The following is a 17,106-nucleotide window of genomic DNA, read 5'->3' on the forward strand; positions in this document are numbered from 1 at the left end:
TGCCTGCCGCCGCGGGTGCCGGGTTCCTCCCCGGTGCCCGCGGCGGTTCCGTGCGCTGACCGGCGCTCCGGCGCAGAGCGAGCCCGGTTCGAGAGTGACTTCCTACGGTGAGCGAACGGACATCCGAATGGTGTCCTGGAGTTCGGAACGCAGAGCCCTGGGAGGGAGCCATGACCGGATACCGCACCCTCGCCGACCTGGTACAGGACCGGGCCGCCGAGTCACCGGAACGGGACGCGCTGATCTTCCTGCGGAACGACGGGCAAGCCCCCGACACCCTGACCTACCGGCAGCTGGACGCCGCCGCCCGCAACCTCGCCGGCTGGTTGCAGGAGCGCGGTGCGACCGGGGAACGGGTACTGCTCCAGCAGTCCTCCCGGCCGCTCTTCGCCGTGAGTTTCCTGGCCTGCCTGTACGCGGGGGCCATCGCTGTCCCCGCACCACCGCCCACCGGGGGCGGACACCATGAGGACCGGATCGCCGGGATTGTCCGGGACGCCGCGACCCGCTTCGTGCTGACCGGCCGGGACGACGCCCCGGAGGTGTCGCAGCTGCTGGCCCGTACCGGCAACAGCGGGACGACCTGTGTGGCCGCCGACCAGGTGACCGGTGAGGGCTGGCAGCGGCCGGAGGCCACCGCGGACACCATCGCCTTCCTCCAGTACACCTCGGGATCCACTCAGGAGCCGCGAGGCGTGATGGTTCCGCACAGCAGCCTGCTGTCCGACCAGCGTGCCATCAGCCGGGTCATGCGAACCCGCCCCGGCGACCGGCTCGGGGGCTGGCTCCCTTTCCACCACGACATGGGCCTGATCGGCGGGCTGGTGCACCCGCTGTGGCTGGGCGGCACCTCCGTGCTGCTCAGTCCTGCCGAGTTCGTCAGACGCCCGGCCCGCTGGCTGGAGGCCATCTCGGACCACGGACTGACCATCAGCGGTGCACCCGACTTCGCCTACGCACGGTGCACCGCACGGGTCACCGAGGAGGAGCTCGCCGGCCTCGACCTGTCCGGCTGGGAAACAGCCGTGGTCGGAGGGGAAAGGGTCCGCGCGAGCACCCTGCACGCTTTCGCCGACCGGTTCGCCGCGGCCGGCCTGCGCCCGCAGGCCCTCACCCCCGCCTACGGTCTGGCGGAAACGACGCTGCTCGCCTCCGCGAGCGTTCCCGGCGCCCCCTGGACCCAGCTTGCGGCGGACCCGGCCGCCCTGGAAGCGGACCGGGTCCGGCCCGCGGATCCGGGCGCCCCGGCCCGTACCCTCGTCGGCTGCGGGACCGCAGCCGACGGCACGCTGCTGATCGTGGACCCCCGCACCCGGGAGGTGCTGCCCGAGGGCAGGATCGGAGAGATCTGGCTCCGCGGCGACAGCGTGGCCGCCGGATACTGGCGGCGAAGGCAGGAAACGGCGGAGACCTTCGCGGCCGTCACCGCCGACGGCCGTGGCGGTCATCTGCGGACCGGCGATCTGGGGACCCTGCACGACGGGCAGCTCTTCGTCAGCGGACGGCTCACCGACATGGTCGTCGTCGCCGGCCGCAACCTGTACCCGCAGGACCTGGAGCAGAGCGTGCAGCGGGTCAGTTCACGCCTCGGTCCCGGCAGCGCGTTCTCCGTGCCCGGGGACGAGGAGCGGATCGTGCTGGTGCAGGAGCTGCGGGCCCGCAGCCACTTCGGTCTCGACCTGGACGGAGTGACCTCCGACATGCAGCGCTGCCTGGCGGAGGAGTTCGACGTGCGGGCGGCCGGAGTGCTGCTGGTACGCCCGGGGACCGTCCGGCGGACCACCAGCGGCAAGGTCGAACGGGCAGCCATGCGCGGGCTCTTCCTCCGCGGCGAGCTGAGGCCGATTCACCAGTCGATGGATCCCGACGTCGCACATCTGCTGCCCGGGGGCCGCTGAATGGATCCCCAGCAACGCATCGACGAACTCGAGCAGGCCTTCGGCCCGCTCGGCGACCCGGACAACCCCCTCGGCGAGCGGGCGTTGCTCGCCGCGGACCACCGCGGTGAAGTGCTGACCGAAGGGGAGAAGACCCTGGACGCAGCCGGATTCAACGCCGAGTCCGTGCCCGGGGCACTCGGCGGCCGGCTGACCCGGATGGACGTCCTGGGCCGGATGCTGCGGCCGGTGTTCCGCCGGGACGCCTCGCTCGGCTTCGGTTACGGCCTCAACTGCTTCTTCGCCGCCACACCGGTATGGACCGCGGGCAGTGCCGCCCAGCGCCGGACGGTGGCCCGGCTGCTCCTGGACGGCGAACGCGTCGCGGTGGCCCGGCACGAGGTGACGCACGGAAACGCATTCGTGCGGGACGAGTTCACCGCCCGCGCGGTGGACGGCGGCTTCGTGCTCCAGGGCAGCAAGACGGTGATCGCCAACGGCGCCCGGGCCGCCGGCCTGGTCGTGTTCGCGGGAACGGGCAGCCCCGGCACCCCGGCGGGCCGGTGCCACTCGGTCTTCCTCCTGGACCGGTCGGAGCTGCCCGCCGACCGGCTGGTCGGCCTCGGCCGGGACCCGACCAGCGGTCTGCGCAGTACCGAGTTCAGCGGGCTGGAGGCCCTGGACTGCCCGGTCCCCGGAGATGCTCTGGTGGGTGCGGTCGGCGACGGCTACGAGATCTCGCTGCGCTCCTCACTGCTGATTCGCGGGCTGATCCCCTCGATCGTGCTGGCGGGCGCGGACACCGCCCTCCGCACCGTCGCCCGGTTCGCGGTGCGGAGGCGCGAGGACGGGAGGTCCTCGCTGGACGTCCGGCATGTGCGGGACGTCCTGACCGGGGCCTTCCTGGACCTGCTGATCAGTGACTGCCTGGCCCTGGTGGCGACCCGTGCCGTGCACCTGCTGCCACGGCACGCCAGCGCGTACGCCGCCGCGGGCGCCTACCTGGCCCCGAAGATGATCGCCGAGTCGATGGACGCCCTGTCCTCCGTGCTGGGCAAGGCCCAGTTCACCGACAGCAGCGCCTCCGCGATGTTCCGCAAACAACTGCGCGACCTGCCGGTCACTTCGCTCGGGCACGCCGGCAGCGCGGGCCGGCAGATCAGTGTCCTGCCCCAGCTCCCGGTGTTCGCCCGCAACTCGTGGTTCGCCGGCCCGGAGCCTCCCGGGGCGCTCTTCAGCCTGGACGGGGACCTCCCGCCGCTGGATCCGGCTGCGCTCGCGCTGCTCGGCGACAGCGATCCGCTGGCCGCCACCCTGGTGTTCTGCACCGCGAGGCAGGGGTCCGCCTTCTCCTCCGCCACCCGATCCCTCGTCGAGGCGTTGACCGGCGAACTGGAGGAGCTGCGGAACTTCTACCGGGAGGTGTCCCCGGACGACCGCAGGACCCTGTCCGGCCCGCACAGTCTCGGTCTCACCGACCGCTACGCCATGGTGCTGTCCGCGGCCGCGGTGATCGGCGTCTGGCAGCAGGCCCGCGCGCAGGGACCGTCCCACGGACCGACCGGCTCCTTCCTGTCCGATCCCGCGTGGCTCGACGCCGCGCTGTACCGACTGGCCGGACGGCTCGGCCTGACCCGTCCCGGTCAGCAGACCGCGAGCGAGCAACGGGTACTGGCCGAGCTGCTCGCCCGGCTGCACGGTGGCCGCGCCTACGACCTGTACGGCATGCAGCTCGCGGAATGACCACCTCCGCACAGCAGCACCTCAGAAAGGACCCGACATGACCATGACCTCGGTCCCGCCCCGGGAGCACCTCTACCGTGACTGGCTGCTGGAACGGCTGAGTCACTACCTCGGCCGACGGCCGGCGCCGGACAGCGACTTCGCCGTCAGCGGCCTCGACTCGGTGGCGGCCCTCAGCCTCTACGGGGACATCGAGGAAGCCTTCGGCCCGCTCGTCGAGCCCACCGACATCCGGGAGTACCCCACCGCCCGGCTGCTCGCCCGCCACCTGGCCTGCCGGGACGTGCGGCCGGGAGCCGGACACCGCGTCCGGACCGCATTCGTCTTCACCGGTCTGGGAGCCCAGCACCCGGGGATGACCGCAGCTCTCTACATCCAGTGCCCGGACTACCGGACGGCGCTCGACGAGGCTGCGGAAGCCCTGCTGCCCTACACCGGTGTCTCCGTGGTGGACCTGATCCTCAGCGGCGACACCCGCCTCCACCAGACGGCGTTCGCCCAGCCGTCGCTGTTCGCGGTCGGGTACGCACTGGCCCGGATGCTGGAACAGGCCGGGGTGGTACCGGCGGCCGTTCTCGGGCAGGGCATCGGAGAGTACGCCGCGGCGGTGGTCGTGGGTGCGCTGACACTGCCGGACGCCGCGAAACTGGTGGCGATCCGCGGAGCCTTCCTGCAGTACCTGCCCTCGGGCGGCGGAATGATGGCCACCGGCCTGTCACCCTACGAAGCAGCCCACCTGGCCGCGCCGGAGGCCACGGTCGGTATCGGGGTCATCAACGGCCCGCGTTCCACCGTGCTCTCGGGCGACCGCGGCGCGCTGGAGCGCATCGAGGATCAGCTCCGCGCCCGGGGCCAGCGCTGCATCCACCTGCCGGGAACCCACGCGTTCCATTCGCCGCTGATGGAGCCGGCGGTGCCCCGCTTCGAGGCGGTGGCACGCCGGCTGCCCGGAGGCGCGCCGCGCCTCCCCTTCTACTCCACGGTCCGCGGACGGCTCACCACCGAACCCCTGCACTCCGGGTACTGGACGGAGCAGATCACCGCACCGGTGCGGTTCGCCGAGGCGGCCCGGCAACTGCTCGACCAGCAGGCCCCCAGCCACGTGGTGGAGATCGGGCCGCGCACCGTACTCATCCCGTACCTGCGCCGGCTCGCTGGTCGCGGGACCCCGGCCTGCCGGATGGCCTGCGCCGGACCGCGGTCCGGCGCGGAAGAGGTGCGGAAGCTCCTGGCCGAGCTCCAGGCGCGGCCCGTCTCCGCACCGGTCGGGTCCTGATGCCCGGCCCGCACGTGGGGATTCCGGAGCCGCTGCCGACCGGGACTCCGGGACAGCTGGGGCACGGCGTGCGGGCGGCACTGGCCACCTCCGGGACGGCGGTGGTGCACGGCAGCCTGGACGCCTGGCTGCCCGGCCCCGGCCGCACCGGGCCCGCGCTGCGCCGGCTCCTGGGCCGGGACTGGCAGCGCTACCAGCGCATTCCCCTGCCCCGGATGAGGGAACGGTTCGCCGCTTCCCGGCTGCTCCTGCGACATGTCGCAGGAGCAGCCATCGACGCCGCACCGGAATCGGTGGACCTGTCCTACCAACCGGGTGGCCGACCGTACGTGCGGGGGTGCGATCAGATCGACGTCAGCCTCAGCCACACCGACGAGATGCTGGTGGTGGGGGTGACCCGGCGGGGCCGCATCGGTGTGGACGTGGAACGCCGCGCGCGCCGGATGGCCGGTACCGGCTCGGAGTCACAGACCTGCACCCCGTTCGAACGTGCCCGGCTCGATCCGGTCGACATGCGGGTCCGCAACGACACGCTGGTGCGCCTGTGGACGCTGAAGGAGGCGTACACCAAGGCTCTGGGGCAGGGACTCAGGCTGCGGTTCACGGAGTTCGGCTTCGCGCTGCGGGCGGACGGAGCCTGTCTGACCGGGCCGGCGGGGGAGCCGGCCGGGGAGCCGGACTGGAGCTTCGGCACGTTCCACCTTCCCGGTGACTACGTGGTGGGTGCCGCGGTGCATGATGCCGGTCTGGGGGCGGGCAGCGACCTGTCCACGCTGACCGCGCTCGACGAGGGCATGCTGGACGCGCTGCTGGGCGCGGCGAGCACCTCAGGCGATCCAGCCGGCTTCCTGCGCGATGCGGACCGCGTCGACCCGGTTACGGGCATGCAGTTTGGTCACGATGGCGGAAAGGTAATTCCGCACCGTTCCCTTGGAGAGGTATAGGCAGGCGGCGATCTCCGCCGCTTCCGCCCCGCGCGCGGCGAGCCGCAGCACCTCCAGCTCACGGGCGGAAAGCGGCACTTCAGGGGTGTCCCACGCGGTCATCGCCAGCTGCGGATCCAGCACCCGCTGCCCGCTCGCCACCGCGCGGACCGCGGAAGCCAGCTGGTCCGAGGGCGCGTCCTTCAGCAGGAAGCCGTTCACCTGGGCATTCAAGGCGCGGCGCAGGGTGCCCGGCCGACCCATGCTGGTCAGCAGCAGCGTGCGGCAGCGGGGGAGGTGACGGCGCAGGTCGATCGCGGCGTCGATGCCGTCCACTCCCGGCAGGTCCACGTCTATGACGGCCACGTCGGGGTGCGTCCGCAATGCCTCCGGAACGATCTCGTCCCCGGAGGCGACCTCGGCGATGACCCGCAGGTCGCGCTCCAGTTCGAGGAGCGCGACCAGTGCCCCCCGGACCATCGGCACGTCCTCGGCCAGCAGCACCTTCACGGTCAGCATGGGTCCCCCTCAGCGCTCTTCAACGGCGGAACCGGCAATCACTGAGCTGCTGCGCGCTCCCCTTCCGCTCCTTCGGGGGTCCTGTCGGCACCGGCCGGAGCTTCCGCGGGGGAGGAAGCCCTCCCCAGCATCACCGGCGCCTCCACTGTCAGCCGGTAGCTGCCGGTGCCCGGGCTGCTCGCGCTGATCGTCCCGCCCACCGCTTCGAGCCGTGCATGGAGATTGCCCAGCCCACTGCCGCTGTGCGGGGGCGGTGGCGCGGCCCGGTCGGGCACCCCGTCGTTCTCCAGCATAAACCGGACGGTGCAAGATTGCTGCCGGACGGTCACATGGCAGTGTTCGGCCTTGCTGTGCCGCAGGACATTGGTGACCCCTTCCCGCAGGGCGATCGCCAGCACGGTGTCGATCGCCGGGTGCAGCCGGCCGAGGTCCGCGGTGTCGCAGGTGACCTCGATGTCCGCAGCCCGCAGCACCTCTTCGGCGGAGACCAGTTCCTCGCGCAGGGACATGTCCCGGTAGGCGTGCGAGACCAGCCGTACGTCGGCCAGGGCGCGCCGGGACAGATCCAGAATGCTGACGATCTCCCGCTGTGCCCGGTCCGGGTTCACGTTGGCCAGCCGGTGGGCGAGTTCGCTTTTCAGGGTGATCGCCGAGAGGCTGTAGCCGAGCAGGTCGTGCAGGTCCCTGGAGAAGCGCATCCGCTCGTTGGCCACCGCCATGGTGGCCATTTCCCGCCGGGTCGCGTGCACCTCCGTGACCAGGTGGGACAGTCGCGTGATGCCGAAGAGGATCAGCCCGGCCATCATGGTCGACAAGGTCAGGTAGGCGACCGTGACGAAGTCCCCGCCGGCGTTCACCACCATGAACATCATGAAGAGGCCGATCCCGCCCACCATGGGCAGGGCGACCCGTCCCGGAAGCAGCAGCAGCAGCGAGCCGGCGAGCGGTCCGGCCATGGTGCCCCAGTTGAGGCCGTACAGCAGGAAGGGCAGAAAGGTCAGGACTGCCTGGACGGTCAGCATCGTGCAGCGGCGGCGCAGCGACCAGCGCTGGGCGCCTGGCGTGATGTGGACCAGCTGGACGGCGAAGACGACGAGCACACACGCTATGGAGGTGAGCAACTCATCCCGGGTGGGATCGGTGTTGAGCACATTCAGCACCACGATGAAGCCGTAGTAGGCCACTGTGCCCACCGCGATCGACTGTGCCAGCCGGGGCGGGGGCATCTGGATGTGGCGGCGCCGGTCCGGCGAGCTGTCGACAGCCGCTGGTGGCGAGCCGCTGGAAGGCAACGGATCTGGTGTACCGCCGGCCATGCGCTTTTCCACCGGATTCTCCTCGGGGGAGGCAGTTTCCGCGCATGCTACGGTCGCCGATCGGTGCCGTGCCACTGATTGTCCGGAAGCTGGCGGCTCAGGCGAACAGCGGTATGGGGTTCAGGTGGTGATAGTCCGTCGGGCTCGCCAGGCGTCCGAGCCGCACCGGGACGTCGAACAGCCTGCCGGGCGCGAACCGTGCCCAGAAGTGCCGCAGCCCGGGAACGAGCACTTTTGCCACCGGCAGTCCGATGTCGGGCTGCGTCTGGTCCAGCACCAGCAACTCCGAGCCGAGGGCTGTCACCAGGTTCTCCGCCGCCCTGATGTCGGCTCGCAGATCCCGCCGGGGAGTGTAGGACCAGTGCGCCGGGGGGCGAGGTGACTCGGCGGGGTCGGGCAGCAGATACGGCTGGTTCCGGACGGTGGCCCGGGTCCACCAGGAGAGCAATTCCGGGTCGGCCTGCGGATACGCGGCCGGGTCACTATGGCTGATTCCTGCCACCGGCCCCGTGAGCTGGGACATCTCCGTCACCGCGCGTCGCAGGGCGAGCCGTGGATCGTAGTGGGCACCGAACCCCAGGGAGATGTCCTCGGCCGGCTTGTCCGTCCGGCGGGAGACCGCGGCCATCGCCGGGATCCCCAGATCCGAGGTGAGATCGAGGACCCACAGCTCCCGGTTGATGCGGGAGTAGTCCTCCCGGAGCCCGGCCAGCCAGGGTGCGTCGAAGGCATCCAGGTCCACCGCCGGGTGCCGGGTGCGGTTGTACCACCACAGCGCCACGGCGTCCCGTTCCACCAGCTCCAGAAAGCCCTGGACGACGGCGTCCTCCAGGCTTCCGCCCGCCGCGTTCCCGTTGGAGTCGGCCTGGGGCGCCTCCTCGTCGGTGCCGTACCGGCCGGGGAAGTAGAGCAGGGAGGTGGGAAGCATCCGGTGCCGGCCGGCCGACACCGACCACACCGGTGTCCAGTCGACCGGCCGGTCGGCGGCGAAGGGCGCGCAGACCTGCTGAAAGGTGGAGTGCCGGGTGTTCCAGTGCTGCCGGTTGCGGAATTGCTCCTGTGCGAAGAGCTGACAGGCATTCGGATGGACGGCTGCCTCACCGATGCCGTTCATCGTGTCGTGAACGGTCGGTTCGTCTCCCTGACGCGTCGCGGAGTAGCGTTCCACCGCCTCGCACAGCGCCCCGACCTCGGCTTCCTCGGCGGTGGCTCCCTTGCCGCCGCTGAGACTGCGCAGGCTGCCCCGGAATTCGGCGAGCGTGCGGGTGCCGAGGGCGAGGTTGTGCCCGGAGACGTAGCTGTTGAGCCCGGCCGGCAGCCGGGTGTCGCGCCGGATACCGGAGATGATTCCTGTGACGGGACTGACCAGATGGCCGTAGCGGCGCTGCATGTCCGTCGAGGAGACCGCCCGGTGGTTGTTGCCGGAGTCCTGGAGCTTGAGCACGGACCGCAGGACGACGGGGCGCCGCACCCGGTCCTGGACCAGGCCGGGGTCCCCGCACCGGGGGCACTGGGGGCGTTGCTGCACCCGGTGCTGCACGGTGCGCAGGGTCAGCGTGTCCATGACGGTGACGGTCTGCTGGTTCTCTCCCCGCAGACCCGCCAGCCACTTCGCGGTCTCCAGGGCGGCCGCGTGCATGCCCAGGCTCTGTCCCGCGGCCAGCGAGGCGTCCGGAAGCGGGACCGGCCTGTCGAGCGCCAGCGCCTGCTGCACCGGTATCTCCGAACGGCGATGCGCGCGCAGCCGGTGTGCCAGGCAGGACCAGCAGGCCCCGGCCGGGTGGAAGACGGGCCCCACCCAGGGCGCCGACCCGCCGGGGGAGGCCAGCAGCCACGGCCGGCGGCGGGCCCGGTGCCAGGCGTCGATCCGCTCGAGCTCGGGAGCGAGGTAGTCGTCACAGAGCACCAGCGAGAAGGCGCCTGCCGCCGGTTCCGGGGCGGGGCCTTCCGCGTCGGTCACGGTGAGTCCGGAGCTCACGCAGGCGGCCCGGGCCTGCTCCGGTTCGACCCGCCCCACAGAGATGATCCTGACCGGTGTCCGGGTGACGGAATCCCCCGCCTCGTTACCGTCCAGTCCGGCCAGCTCCCAGTACGCGGCCGCTGCGGCGGAGCCGGCCCGAACCGCCCCCGTGCCGGATCTGCGGTAGCCGATGAGTCCTGCTCTCGCGAGGGTGCCGAGGAGCCGGCCCACGTCTCGGGCCGGGGTCAGAGCGCTCGCCTCGGCGAGAAGCTCGGGCACGGTTCGGGTGCCGTCGAGCAGGGGAGCGAGGAGCTGGATGTCCCTGCCGTGCAGCACGGTGACCCCTGGCTCGGAGAGCAGGTACACCGCCTCACCCGGCAGTACTTCGACCCGCAAGTGTCTGCGGAACCCCACGCGCGGGGCGCTGCGGACGTCTTCCTGTCCCTTCATGCCGGGACCGTTTCGAGCGAGAGCTCCGAGGGAGCCGGCGCCGGGCGGCTCCAGGTCCCGAGCGTCTGAGAGACCATCAGGTCCGGACCTCCCGCCACCACGGGCGTTCCGGCTTGGTCGAGCCGTACGGACGCCCGCCCGCTGAGGTGCTCGATGACGCCGGTGTGATCCGCGTACACCGGCTCGGCTCCCGCGTCGAAGCCGTGCTGCAGCAGCACGCTGACGGGGTCGTGGAAGTAGCGCTCTGCCAGCTCGGGCTCCAGGCCGAGGCGGGCCGTCAGTTCGGCTGCCCGGAGCTCGTCGGGGACGGAGGAGGAGGGAGACGGTGCCTGAGTGGTCATAGCGTTCATCGAACTCTCCATCTTCTGGCGGATGCCCGTTCGGTGGGTTACCTGAGACAGAGTGTGGAGGTTGTGAAGGCTGCTCTGACAGTGCCGACCTCACCATCCATGTGTGAATTCTTCACATGTCCGTTCGTGTGCCGGTCACTGGGACGACTCTGCCGCCGGTGCCATGCTTCCTGGTAGCGCGTCTTCTGCTGACGCGGCACCAGCGAACTTCGACCAAGAGCCGGGCGAACTCCCGGTGGGACTCCGTCGAGGAGAGGTACGCCATGGACATCAAGATTCTCGGGCCGTTCGCAGCATCCATGCACGAGGTGTCGGTTCTGCCGAGCGCCGCCAAGCCCCGCCAGGTGCTCGCGCTGCTCGCTCTGCACGCCGACCGCATGGTGACCGTCCCCACCCTCATGGAAGAACTGTGGGGAGAGGCCATACCACGCAGCGCGGCGACCACCCTGCAGACATACATACTGCAGTTGCGCCGCCGGATCGGCGAGGCCACCTGTGGCCGCCAGGCCGGCCGGGAACCCAAGGACGTCCTGCTCACCCGGCACGGCGGCTACCTGCTCCAGGTGCAGCCGGGGCAGCTCGACATCCAGGACTTCGAGCAGTACGCCGAGGACGGCCGCGCCGCCTGTGACGCCGGCCGGGACGAGAAGGGCTCGGAGCTGCTGCGCAAGGCCCTGGACACGTGGCGCGGTCAAGCGCTGGTGGACGTCCCGGTGGGCGGCGTGCTCGAGCTGGAGGTCCTGCGCCTGGAGGAGGGCCGGATGGCGACGCTGGAACGCCGCATCGGCGCCGACATGCGGCTCGGCAGGCACGCCGAACTCATCCCCGAACTCACCGTACTGGCGGCCAAGTACCCGATGCATGAGAACTTCTGCGCCCAGCTGATGGCCGCGCTGCACGGCTCCGGCAGTTCCTGGCGCGCACTCGAGGCGTACCAGCGGCTCCGGGGGACCCTGGTCGACGAGCTCGGTCTGGAGCCCTCCCGCAGGCTCCGGAACCTGCACCAGGCCGTGCTGGCGGGCGACCAGGATCTGGTGACGTCCTCGCGCGGCAGCGCGCTGGAGGCCGCACGGGCCGGCTGAACGCACTCGCACCATGGGCCCCGGACCGGTCGACACCGGTCCGGGGCCCACGTGCGTGCGGCTTCCGACGGGCTTCCACGCGGGCACGACCGGGGGTCGAGGAACCGGCCGAACCATGACGGGACCGCAGGATTCCGGGGGCCACAAGCCGCCGGCGTCCCGGCCGGCGACTGGGGCGGTGAGGAACGATCCCGAACCGTCCCGGCCGCCGTATCACCGTAGAGAAGCCGAACGAGGGGATCCGTAGTGACGCGGACAGCTCTGTCCCGCCGGTGCCCATGGCGGCAGCCGACATCCAGGAAGGGGAGGTAACCGCCATGCGCAGAGTCGCCATCACGGGACTGGGGGCCGTCGCTCCCGGTGGCGTGGGAGTGAAGGAATACTGGAACCTGCTCACCGCGGGACGCTCGGCCACGCGGACGATCTCCTTCTTCGACGCCTCGCCGTTCCGTTCCCGGATCGCCGCCGAGTGCGACTTCGATCCGGTGCAGGCCGGCCTGACCCCCCAGGAGATCCGTCGGCTGGACCGGGCCGCGCAGTTCGCTGTGGTCAGCACCCGGGAGGCGCTGGAGGACAGCGGACTGGACACCGGGGCGCTCGACCCCTCCCGGGTCGGCACCTCCCTGGGAAGCGCGGTCGGCTGCACCACCAGCCTGGAGCGCGAATACGTCGTGACCAGCAACGGCGGCCGCAAGTGGAACGTGGACCACGAGTACGCGGTACCCGAGCTGTACAGCCACTTCGTGCCCAGCTCGATGGCCGCCGAGGTCGGCCGGGCCGCCGGGGCGGAGGGCCCCGCGGCGGTGGTCTCCACCGGCTGCACCTCCGGCATCGACGCCCTCGGGCACGCCGTGGAGCTCATCCGCGAAGGCACGACGGACATCATGGTCGCCGGGGCGACGGAAGCACCCATCTCCCCGATCACGTCAGCCTGCTTCGACGCCATCCACGCCACCACCCCCCGCAACGACGACCCGGAGCACGCCTGCCGCCCGTTCGACCGGACCCGCAACGGCCTGGTCCTCGGGGAGGGATCGGCAGTGCTGATCCTCGAGGAGCTCGAGAGCGCCAAGCGGCGCGGGGCGCACATCTACGCGGAGATCGCCGGCTTCGCGGCCCGCTGCAACGCCTACCACATGACCGGGCTGAAGCCGGACGGCAGGGAGATGTCCGAGGCCATCGACGCCGCGCTGACCGAGGGCCGGATCAATCCGCAGGAGATCGGCTACATCAACGCGCACGGCTCCGGTACGAAGATGAACGACCGGCACGAGACGGGCGCGGTCAAGCGCAGCCTCGGTGAGCACGCCTACGCCACCCCGATGAGCTCCATCAAGTCGATGATCGGCCACTCCCTCGGTGCCATCGGTGCCCTGGAGATCGCGGCCTGTGCCCTGGCGATGGAACACGGAGTGCTGCCGCCCACGGCCAACCTGCACGACCCCGACCCCGACTGCGACCTCGACTACATACCGTTGCACGCCCGTGAGGCGCGCCCCGACGTGGTGCTCAGTGTGGCCAGCGGCTTCGGCGGCTTCCAGAGCGCCATGCTCCTGGCACGCCCGGAGAGGAACCTGGCATGAGCACCACTGTTGTCACCGGTCTCGGGATCACCGCCCCGAACGGGCTCGGTACCGAGGACTACTGGGCCGCGACGCTCGCCGGAACCAGTGGCCTGGGCCGGATCACCCGCTTCGACCCCGGCCAGTACCCGTCCACCATCGCCGGCGAGGTCTCCGGCTACCGGGCCGAGGAGCACATTCCCAGCCGGCTGATGCCGCAGACCGACCACATGACCCGGCTGGCGCTCACCGCCGCGGACTGGGCCATCGAGAACGCCGGCGTGACCCCGGGTGACCTGCCCGAGTACGGCATGGGTGTGGTCACCGCGGCCTCCGGCGGTGCGGTGGAGTTCGGCCAGCGTGAGCTGCAGAATCTCTGGAGCCAGGGCAAGGAGTACGTCAGCGCCTACCAGTCCTTCGCCTGGTTCTACGCGGTCAACACCGGCCAGATCTCCATCCGGCACAAGATGCGCGGACCCAGCGGGGTACTCCTCACCGAACAGGCCGGTGGCATTGACTCCCTGGGGCACGCCCGCCGCCACGTGCGCAAGGGCTGTCCGATGGTGGTGGCCGGCGGTGTGGACGCGGCGATCTGCCCCTGGGGCTGGGTGCCGCAGATCGCCTCCGGTCTGCTCAGTACCGAGGACGACCCCACGCGCGCCTACCTGCCGTTCTCCTCCGAGGCGGGCGGCTACGTCGCGGGTGAGGGCGGCGCCATCCTCATCGTGGAGGATGCCGACTCCGCCCGGGAGCGGGGAGCCGCACAGATCTACGGGGAGATCGCCGGCTACGCGGCCACCCTGGACGCAGCCGCTGACAGCCCGCAGCCCTCCCGGCTCCGCAGGGCCGCCGAGAACGCGCTGGCGGACGCCGGTCTCACCCCCGAGGACATCGATGTCGTCTTCGCGGACGCCACCGGCACTCCCGAACTGGACCGCACGGAGGCCCAGGCGCTGGCCGCCCTCTTCGGGCCGCAGGGCGTACCGGTCACCGCACCCAAGACCATGACCGGACGGCTGCTGGCCGGAGGCGCCTCGCTCGACGTGGCGACCGCCCTGCTGGCTCTGCGGGACGGCGTCATCCCGCCCACCGTGCATGTCACGGGCCCGGCTCCCGACTGCCCGATCGATCTGGTCACCGGTGCTCCCAGGGAGGCGCCGCTGCGCAACGCGCTGGTGCTCGCCCGGGGACACGGCGGCTTCAACGCGGCCCTGGTCGTGCGCCGCCCGGCCTGACCTGGCGGGGCGCACCGTCCGGGCCAGGACGCCCCGCCCGCTGACCGGTCCGGCCCGCCCCCCCCGGGCCGGACCCCGCACCACCCCACCACCCGCACGGACCGGACCGCTTGTGTACAGAGTCGTACCGACCCGGACCGGACCGTCGCACCGAATGATCCGAAGAAACAGAAATGAGGACACCGCCATGACCACCAGCACACGCATCGCGACTCCGACCGTGACCCTGACCGACCTGACCCGCATGCTCCGGGAGAGCGCGGGTGAGGAGGAGGGCATCGACCTGGACGGGGATGTCCTGGACACCCCGTTCATCGAGCTCGGCTACGACTCGCTGGCCCTCCTCCAGGTGATCGGGCAGGTGCAGCGGGACTACGCGCTGCAGATCCCCGACGACGCCGTCGTGGACGCCGAGACCCCGCGCGCACTTCTCGACGTGATCAACAGCAGCGCGGGCGAGCCCGCCGCTTCCTGACCGCAGGAGGCCATCGAGGGCTGTCCGCGGGCCGCACCACGGCCGGCGGGCAGCCCTCGTCTCCGGCAGCCCGCAGCGACCACTCCGCAGAACGGACGAAGACCAGGAGAGAGATGTCACCCAGCACACACCGTCGCCCCGTCGGGCTCCTGTTCCCGGGCCAGGGGTCCCAGCACATCCGCATGGCCGCCGGCCTCTACCGCAGCGACCCCACCTTCACGTTCACCATGGACCGGGTGCTGGCACTGATGGGGGAGGAGGGCCCCGCCATCCGGGCCGACTGGCTCAGCGAGGACCCGCTGATCAGCATCGACGACGTCCGTCGCGCCCAGCCGCTGCTGTTCGCCGTCGACTACGCACTCGGCCGCATGATCCTCAGCTGGGGAATCCGCCCCACCGCACTCCTGGGACACAGCGCCGGAGAATTGGTCGCCGCCACACTGGCGGGAGTCGTCCGGCTCTCCGACGCGGTGCTGATGATGCGTGAACGGGTCCGCGCCGCGGTCGCGGTACCCGCCGGCGGCATGCTGGCCGTCGCCGCCGGGGAGGACCGGGTACGGCCCCATCTCACCGGCGATGTGGTGATCGCGGCGGTCAACGCGAATGCCCAGGTCATGCTGGCGGGCACCACCGGACCGCTGGAGGTCACGGCTGGTGCGCTGCGGTCGGCGGGGCTCACCGTGGTCCGGGTCCCGGCGACATCCCCGTTCCACAGTCCCGCGATGGAGCCGGCGGCCGAGGCGATCCAGCCCGCCTATGAACAGGTCCGGCTGCGCCCGCCGACCGTTCCGCTCTACTCCGGCTACACCGGGGGACCGATGCGGGACGAGGACGCCTGCAGCGCCCGGTTCTGGGCCCGGCAGGTGACCGATCCGGTGTACTTCGCGCCTGCTCTGGACAACCTGCTGGCGGCAGAGGACATGCTGCTGATCGAGGCGGGCCCTCGGCAGACCCTGACCGCGTTCGCCCGCAGGCACCCGGCCGTGCGGCTGCGGGCAAGCGCCGCTGTTCCTCTGCTGCCCGCCCGCCCCGGAAGCCCGGAAGGTGACCGCCGCTCGGTGCTCGCGGCGGCGGAAGAACTGCGGGAGCAGGGCTACCCGGTGAACCCTGGGGCCATGAGCGGCAACCGGCAGGAGGAACCCGTCCGGGCGGTCGCCGGCGCGTTGGGGTGAAGGGAGCCCCGGGTGCCGGGCGGCCTGCGTGCTCCGCCGGCGACCTGGAAGGCAACACAGCCGTGGCCCCCTCGATACTTCGAGGGGGCCACGGAACAGTGCGCCGCCAGGGACTCGAACCCCGGACCCGCTGATTAAGAGTCAGCTGCTCTAACCAACTGAGCTAGCGGCGCCGGGCCGGCCGCGCGGGCCGACACGGCAAGTTTACCCGCTCCTCGGGGGTGCTTCCGACCACTGCCGAGGGGGTCCGCGGAGCTTCGGTCACAGCACCAGGGTGAGGAGTGTCGGGGCGGCCCGGTCGTTCAGGGCTTCCGCGGCCTGGCGCAGCCGGTGGGCCTCCCGCAGCGGCAGCGACAGGGCGAGGCAGCCGACCGCCGACCCGGCCGTCAGCGGGACCGCGGCGCACAGCGTGCCGACCGCGTACTCCTGGAGATCCAGTACCGGCATGGTGGCCGGCTGCCGGTCCAGGGAGCTGAGCAGCACCCGGCGATCGGTGATGGTGCGCGACGTGAGCCGGGCCGCCTTGTGCCGGGAGAAGTGGTCCTGGCGCCCGTCGTGGTCGAGCTGGCCGAGCAGACACTTGCCGATCGCGGTGGCGTGCGCGGCGGAGCGGAAGTCCACCCACTGGTGCACCGCGGGGGTGTCCGGAGCGGCCGAGATGTGCGCGACACTCATCTCGCCGTCCTGGTAGCGGCCCAGGTAGACGGCGGCGCCGACGGACTCCCGCAGGGCGTCGAGCGCACCCTGCAGCCGCTCCTCGCGCCGGCGCTGCCGGTCGCCGTCCGCCCCGAGACGGCGGAGCGACGCGCCCGCGGTGTAGGTGCCGTCCCCCAGCCGCTCCACGTAGCCCTCCCGGCAGAGCATGGGCAGCAGGCGGGACAGGTGACCGGGCGGCAGCGCGGTCCGCCGGGCGAGTTCCTCCTCGGGGAGTCCGTGCAGATGGCCGGCGAGCGCCTCGAGCAGCCGGAGGGCGTACTGCACGGAGCGATGCGGTGTGCTCGCCCCGGATGTGAGCGTCACAGCGCCTCCTCGTCCCGCGGCCCCGCCGCGCTCGTCACCGCAAGGCTCCGACCGGTCACAGCCTAACGGGAGTCGCCGGGAACGGGGCCTGTTCGCCGAACGGATCCGGCCCGCTGCCCCTCGGGGCAGCGGGCCGGACCCGCGCG

14 protein-coding genes and 1 tRNA gene are annotated in these 17,106 nt (G+C 71.6%); 9 read left to right on the top strand and 6 right to left on the bottom strand.

Going from position 1 to position 17,106, the window contains the following annotated elements; translation table 11 throughout:
* Positions 1 to 170 precede the first annotated feature (170 nt).
* Genes PJ985_RS18575 through PJ985_RS18590 form a run of 4 tightly spaced genes read left to right on the top strand, consistent with a single transcriptional unit; the run spans position 171 to position 5,840 of the window.
* On the top strand, positions 171 to 1,898 hold the full coding sequence (locus PJ985_RS18575) for a fatty acyl-AMP ligase (RefSeq protein WP_271684949.1): 1,728 nt from the start codon (positions 171 to 173) through the stop codon (positions 1,896 to 1,898).
* Positions 1,899 to 3,620, top strand: coding sequence for an acyl-CoA dehydrogenase (locus PJ985_RS18580; RefSeq protein WP_271684951.1), 1,722 nt, complete (start codon positions 1,899 to 1,901; stop codon positions 3,618 to 3,620). It abuts the gene before it with no gap.
* A 37-nt stretch (positions 3,621 to 3,657) separates the two neighbouring features.
* On the top strand, positions 3,658 to 4,896 hold the full coding sequence (locus PJ985_RS18585) for an acyltransferase domain-containing protein (RefSeq protein ID WP_271684953.1): 1,239 nt from the start codon (positions 3,658 to 3,660) through the stop codon (positions 4,894 to 4,896).
* Positions 4,896 to 5,840, top strand: a complete 945-nt coding sequence (locus tag PJ985_RS18590) for a 4'-phosphopantetheinyl transferase family protein (protein ID WP_271684954.1) — start codon at positions 4,896 to 4,898, stop codon at positions 5,838 to 5,840. The genes PJ985_RS18585 and PJ985_RS18590 overlap by 1 nt, the downstream gene beginning before the upstream one ends.
* Here PJ985_RS18590 and PJ985_RS18595 read toward each other — a convergent pair.
* From PJ985_RS18595 to PJ985_RS18610, 4 genes are all read right to left on the bottom strand, one after another.
* Complete coding sequence (locus PJ985_RS18595) at positions 5,724 to 6,338, bottom strand: response regulator transcription factor (RefSeq protein ID WP_271684955.1); 615 nt, start codon at positions 6,336 to 6,338, stop codon at positions 5,724 to 5,726. The genes PJ985_RS18590 and PJ985_RS18595 overlap by 117 nt on opposite strands.
* Before the next feature lie 38 nt (positions 6,339 to 6,376).
* The gene (locus PJ985_RS18600; protein ID WP_271684957.1) at positions 6,377 to 7,666 is read right to left on the bottom strand and encodes a sensor histidine kinase; all 1,290 of its coding nucleotides are present in this window, start codon (positions 7,664 to 7,666) and stop codon (positions 6,377 to 6,379) included.
* Positions 7,667 to 7,751: 85 nt separating this feature from the next.
* Entirely contained in the window at positions 7,752 to 10,064 is a 2,313-nt protein-coding gene (locus tag PJ985_RS18605; protein WP_271684958.1) for a TOMM precursor leader peptide-binding protein, read from the bottom strand.
* Complete coding sequence (locus PJ985_RS18610) at positions 10,061 to 10,405, bottom strand: hypothetical protein (protein ID WP_271684959.1); 345 nt, start codon at positions 10,403 to 10,405, stop codon at positions 10,061 to 10,063. Before PJ985_RS18610 ends, PJ985_RS18605 begins: the two co-directional genes overlap by 4 nt.
* A gap of 272 nt (positions 10,406 to 10,677) precedes the next feature.
* On the opposite strand from PJ985_RS18610, the gene PJ985_RS18615 reads away from it, so the two are divergent.
* The 5 genes from PJ985_RS18615 to PJ985_RS18635 all read left to right on the top strand — a co-directional run bounded on the left by PJ985_RS18615 (position 10,678) and on the right by PJ985_RS18635 (position 15,940).
* Positions 10,678 to 11,496, top strand: a complete 819-nt coding sequence (locus PJ985_RS18615; protein ID WP_271684960.1) for an AfsR/SARP family transcriptional regulator — start codon at positions 10,678 to 10,680, stop codon at positions 11,494 to 11,496.
* Positions 11,497 to 11,813: 317 nt separating this feature from the next.
* Positions 11,814 to 13,079, top strand: a complete 1,266-nt coding sequence (locus PJ985_RS18620) for a beta-ketoacyl-[acyl-carrier-protein] synthase family protein (protein ID WP_271684962.1) — start codon at positions 11,814 to 11,816, stop codon at positions 13,077 to 13,079.
* The gene (locus PJ985_RS18625; protein WP_271684963.1) at positions 13,076 to 14,293 is read left to right on the top strand and encodes a ketosynthase chain-length factor; all 1,218 of its coding nucleotides are present in this window, start codon (positions 13,076 to 13,078) and stop codon (positions 14,291 to 14,293) included. Before PJ985_RS18620 ends, PJ985_RS18625 begins: the two co-directional genes overlap by 4 nt.
* 187 nt (positions 14,294 to 14,480) lie before the next feature.
* The gene (locus PJ985_RS18630) at positions 14,481 to 14,768 is read left to right on the top strand and encodes an acyl carrier protein (protein WP_271684965.1); all 288 of its coding nucleotides are present in this window, start codon (positions 14,481 to 14,483) and stop codon (positions 14,766 to 14,768) included.
* A 113-nt stretch (positions 14,769 to 14,881) separates the two neighbouring features.
* The gene (locus PJ985_RS18635) at positions 14,882 to 15,940 is read left to right on the top strand and encodes an acyltransferase domain-containing protein (RefSeq protein ID WP_271684966.1); all 1,059 of its coding nucleotides are present in this window, start codon (positions 14,882 to 14,884) and stop codon (positions 15,938 to 15,940) included.
* Between the two features lie 99 nt (positions 15,941 to 16,039).
* Here PJ985_RS18635 and PJ985_RS18640 read toward each other — a convergent pair.
* Together PJ985_RS18640 and PJ985_RS18645 are read right to left on the bottom strand one after the other, a co-directional pair.
* A tRNA-Lys gene (locus tag PJ985_RS18640) sits at positions 16,040 to 16,113 on the bottom strand.
* Positions 16,114 to 16,201: 88 nt separating this feature from the next.
* A complete protein-coding gene (locus PJ985_RS18645; protein ID WP_271684967.1) occupies positions 16,202 to 16,960 on the bottom strand; it encodes an IclR family transcriptional regulator in 759 nt (252 codons plus the stop codon).
* Positions 16,961 to 17,106 lie beyond the last annotated feature (146 nt).

The organism is Streptomyces sp. ACA25 (genome assembly GCF_028200735.1).
GTDB lineage: Bacteria > Actinomycetota > Actinomycetes > Streptomycetales > Streptomycetaceae > Streptomyces.

Excerpts from the sequence above, each read along its gene's own strand:
- PJ985_RS18575 (WP_271684949.1), top strand. The coding sequence starts at position 171 with ATGACCGGATACCGCACCCTCGCCGACCTGGTACAGGACCGGGCCGCC.
- PJ985_RS18580 (WP_271684951.1), top strand. The coding sequence starts at position 1,899 with ATGGATCCCCAGCAACGCATCGACGAACTCGAGCAGGCCTTCGGCCCG.
- PJ985_RS18585 (WP_271684953.1), top strand. The coding sequence starts at position 3,658 with ATGACCATGACCTCGGTCCCGCCCCGGGAGCACCTCTACCGTGACTGG.
- PJ985_RS18590 (WP_271684954.1), top strand. The coding sequence starts at position 4,896 with ATGCCCGGCCCGCACGTGGGGATTCCGGAGCCGCTGCCGACCGGGACT.
- PJ985_RS18595 (WP_271684955.1), bottom strand. The coding sequence starts at position 6,338 with ATGCTGACCGTGAAGGTGCTGCTGGCCGAGGACGTGCCGATGGTCCGG.
- PJ985_RS18605 (WP_271684958.1), bottom strand. The coding sequence starts at position 10,064 with ATGAAGGGACAGGAAGACGTCCGCAGCGCCCCGCGCGTGGGGTTCCGC.
- PJ985_RS18610 (WP_271684959.1), bottom strand. The coding sequence starts at position 10,405 with ATGACCACTCAGGCACCGTCTCCCTCCTCCTCCGTCCCCGACGAGCTC.
- PJ985_RS18615 (WP_271684960.1), top strand. The coding sequence starts at position 10,678 with ATGGACATCAAGATTCTCGGGCCGTTCGCAGCATCCATGCACGAGGTG.
- PJ985_RS18620 (WP_271684962.1), top strand. The coding sequence starts at position 11,814 with ATGCGCAGAGTCGCCATCACGGGACTGGGGGCCGTCGCTCCCGGTGGC.
- PJ985_RS18625 (WP_271684963.1), top strand. The coding sequence starts at position 13,076 with ATGAGCACCACTGTTGTCACCGGTCTCGGGATCACCGCCCCGAACGGG.
- PJ985_RS18630 (WP_271684965.1), top strand. The coding sequence starts at position 14,481 with ATGACCACCAGCACACGCATCGCGACTCCGACCGTGACCCTGACCGAC.
- PJ985_RS18635 (WP_271684966.1), top strand. The coding sequence starts at position 14,882 with ATGTCACCCAGCACACACCGTCGCCCCGTCGGGCTCCTGTTCCCGGGC.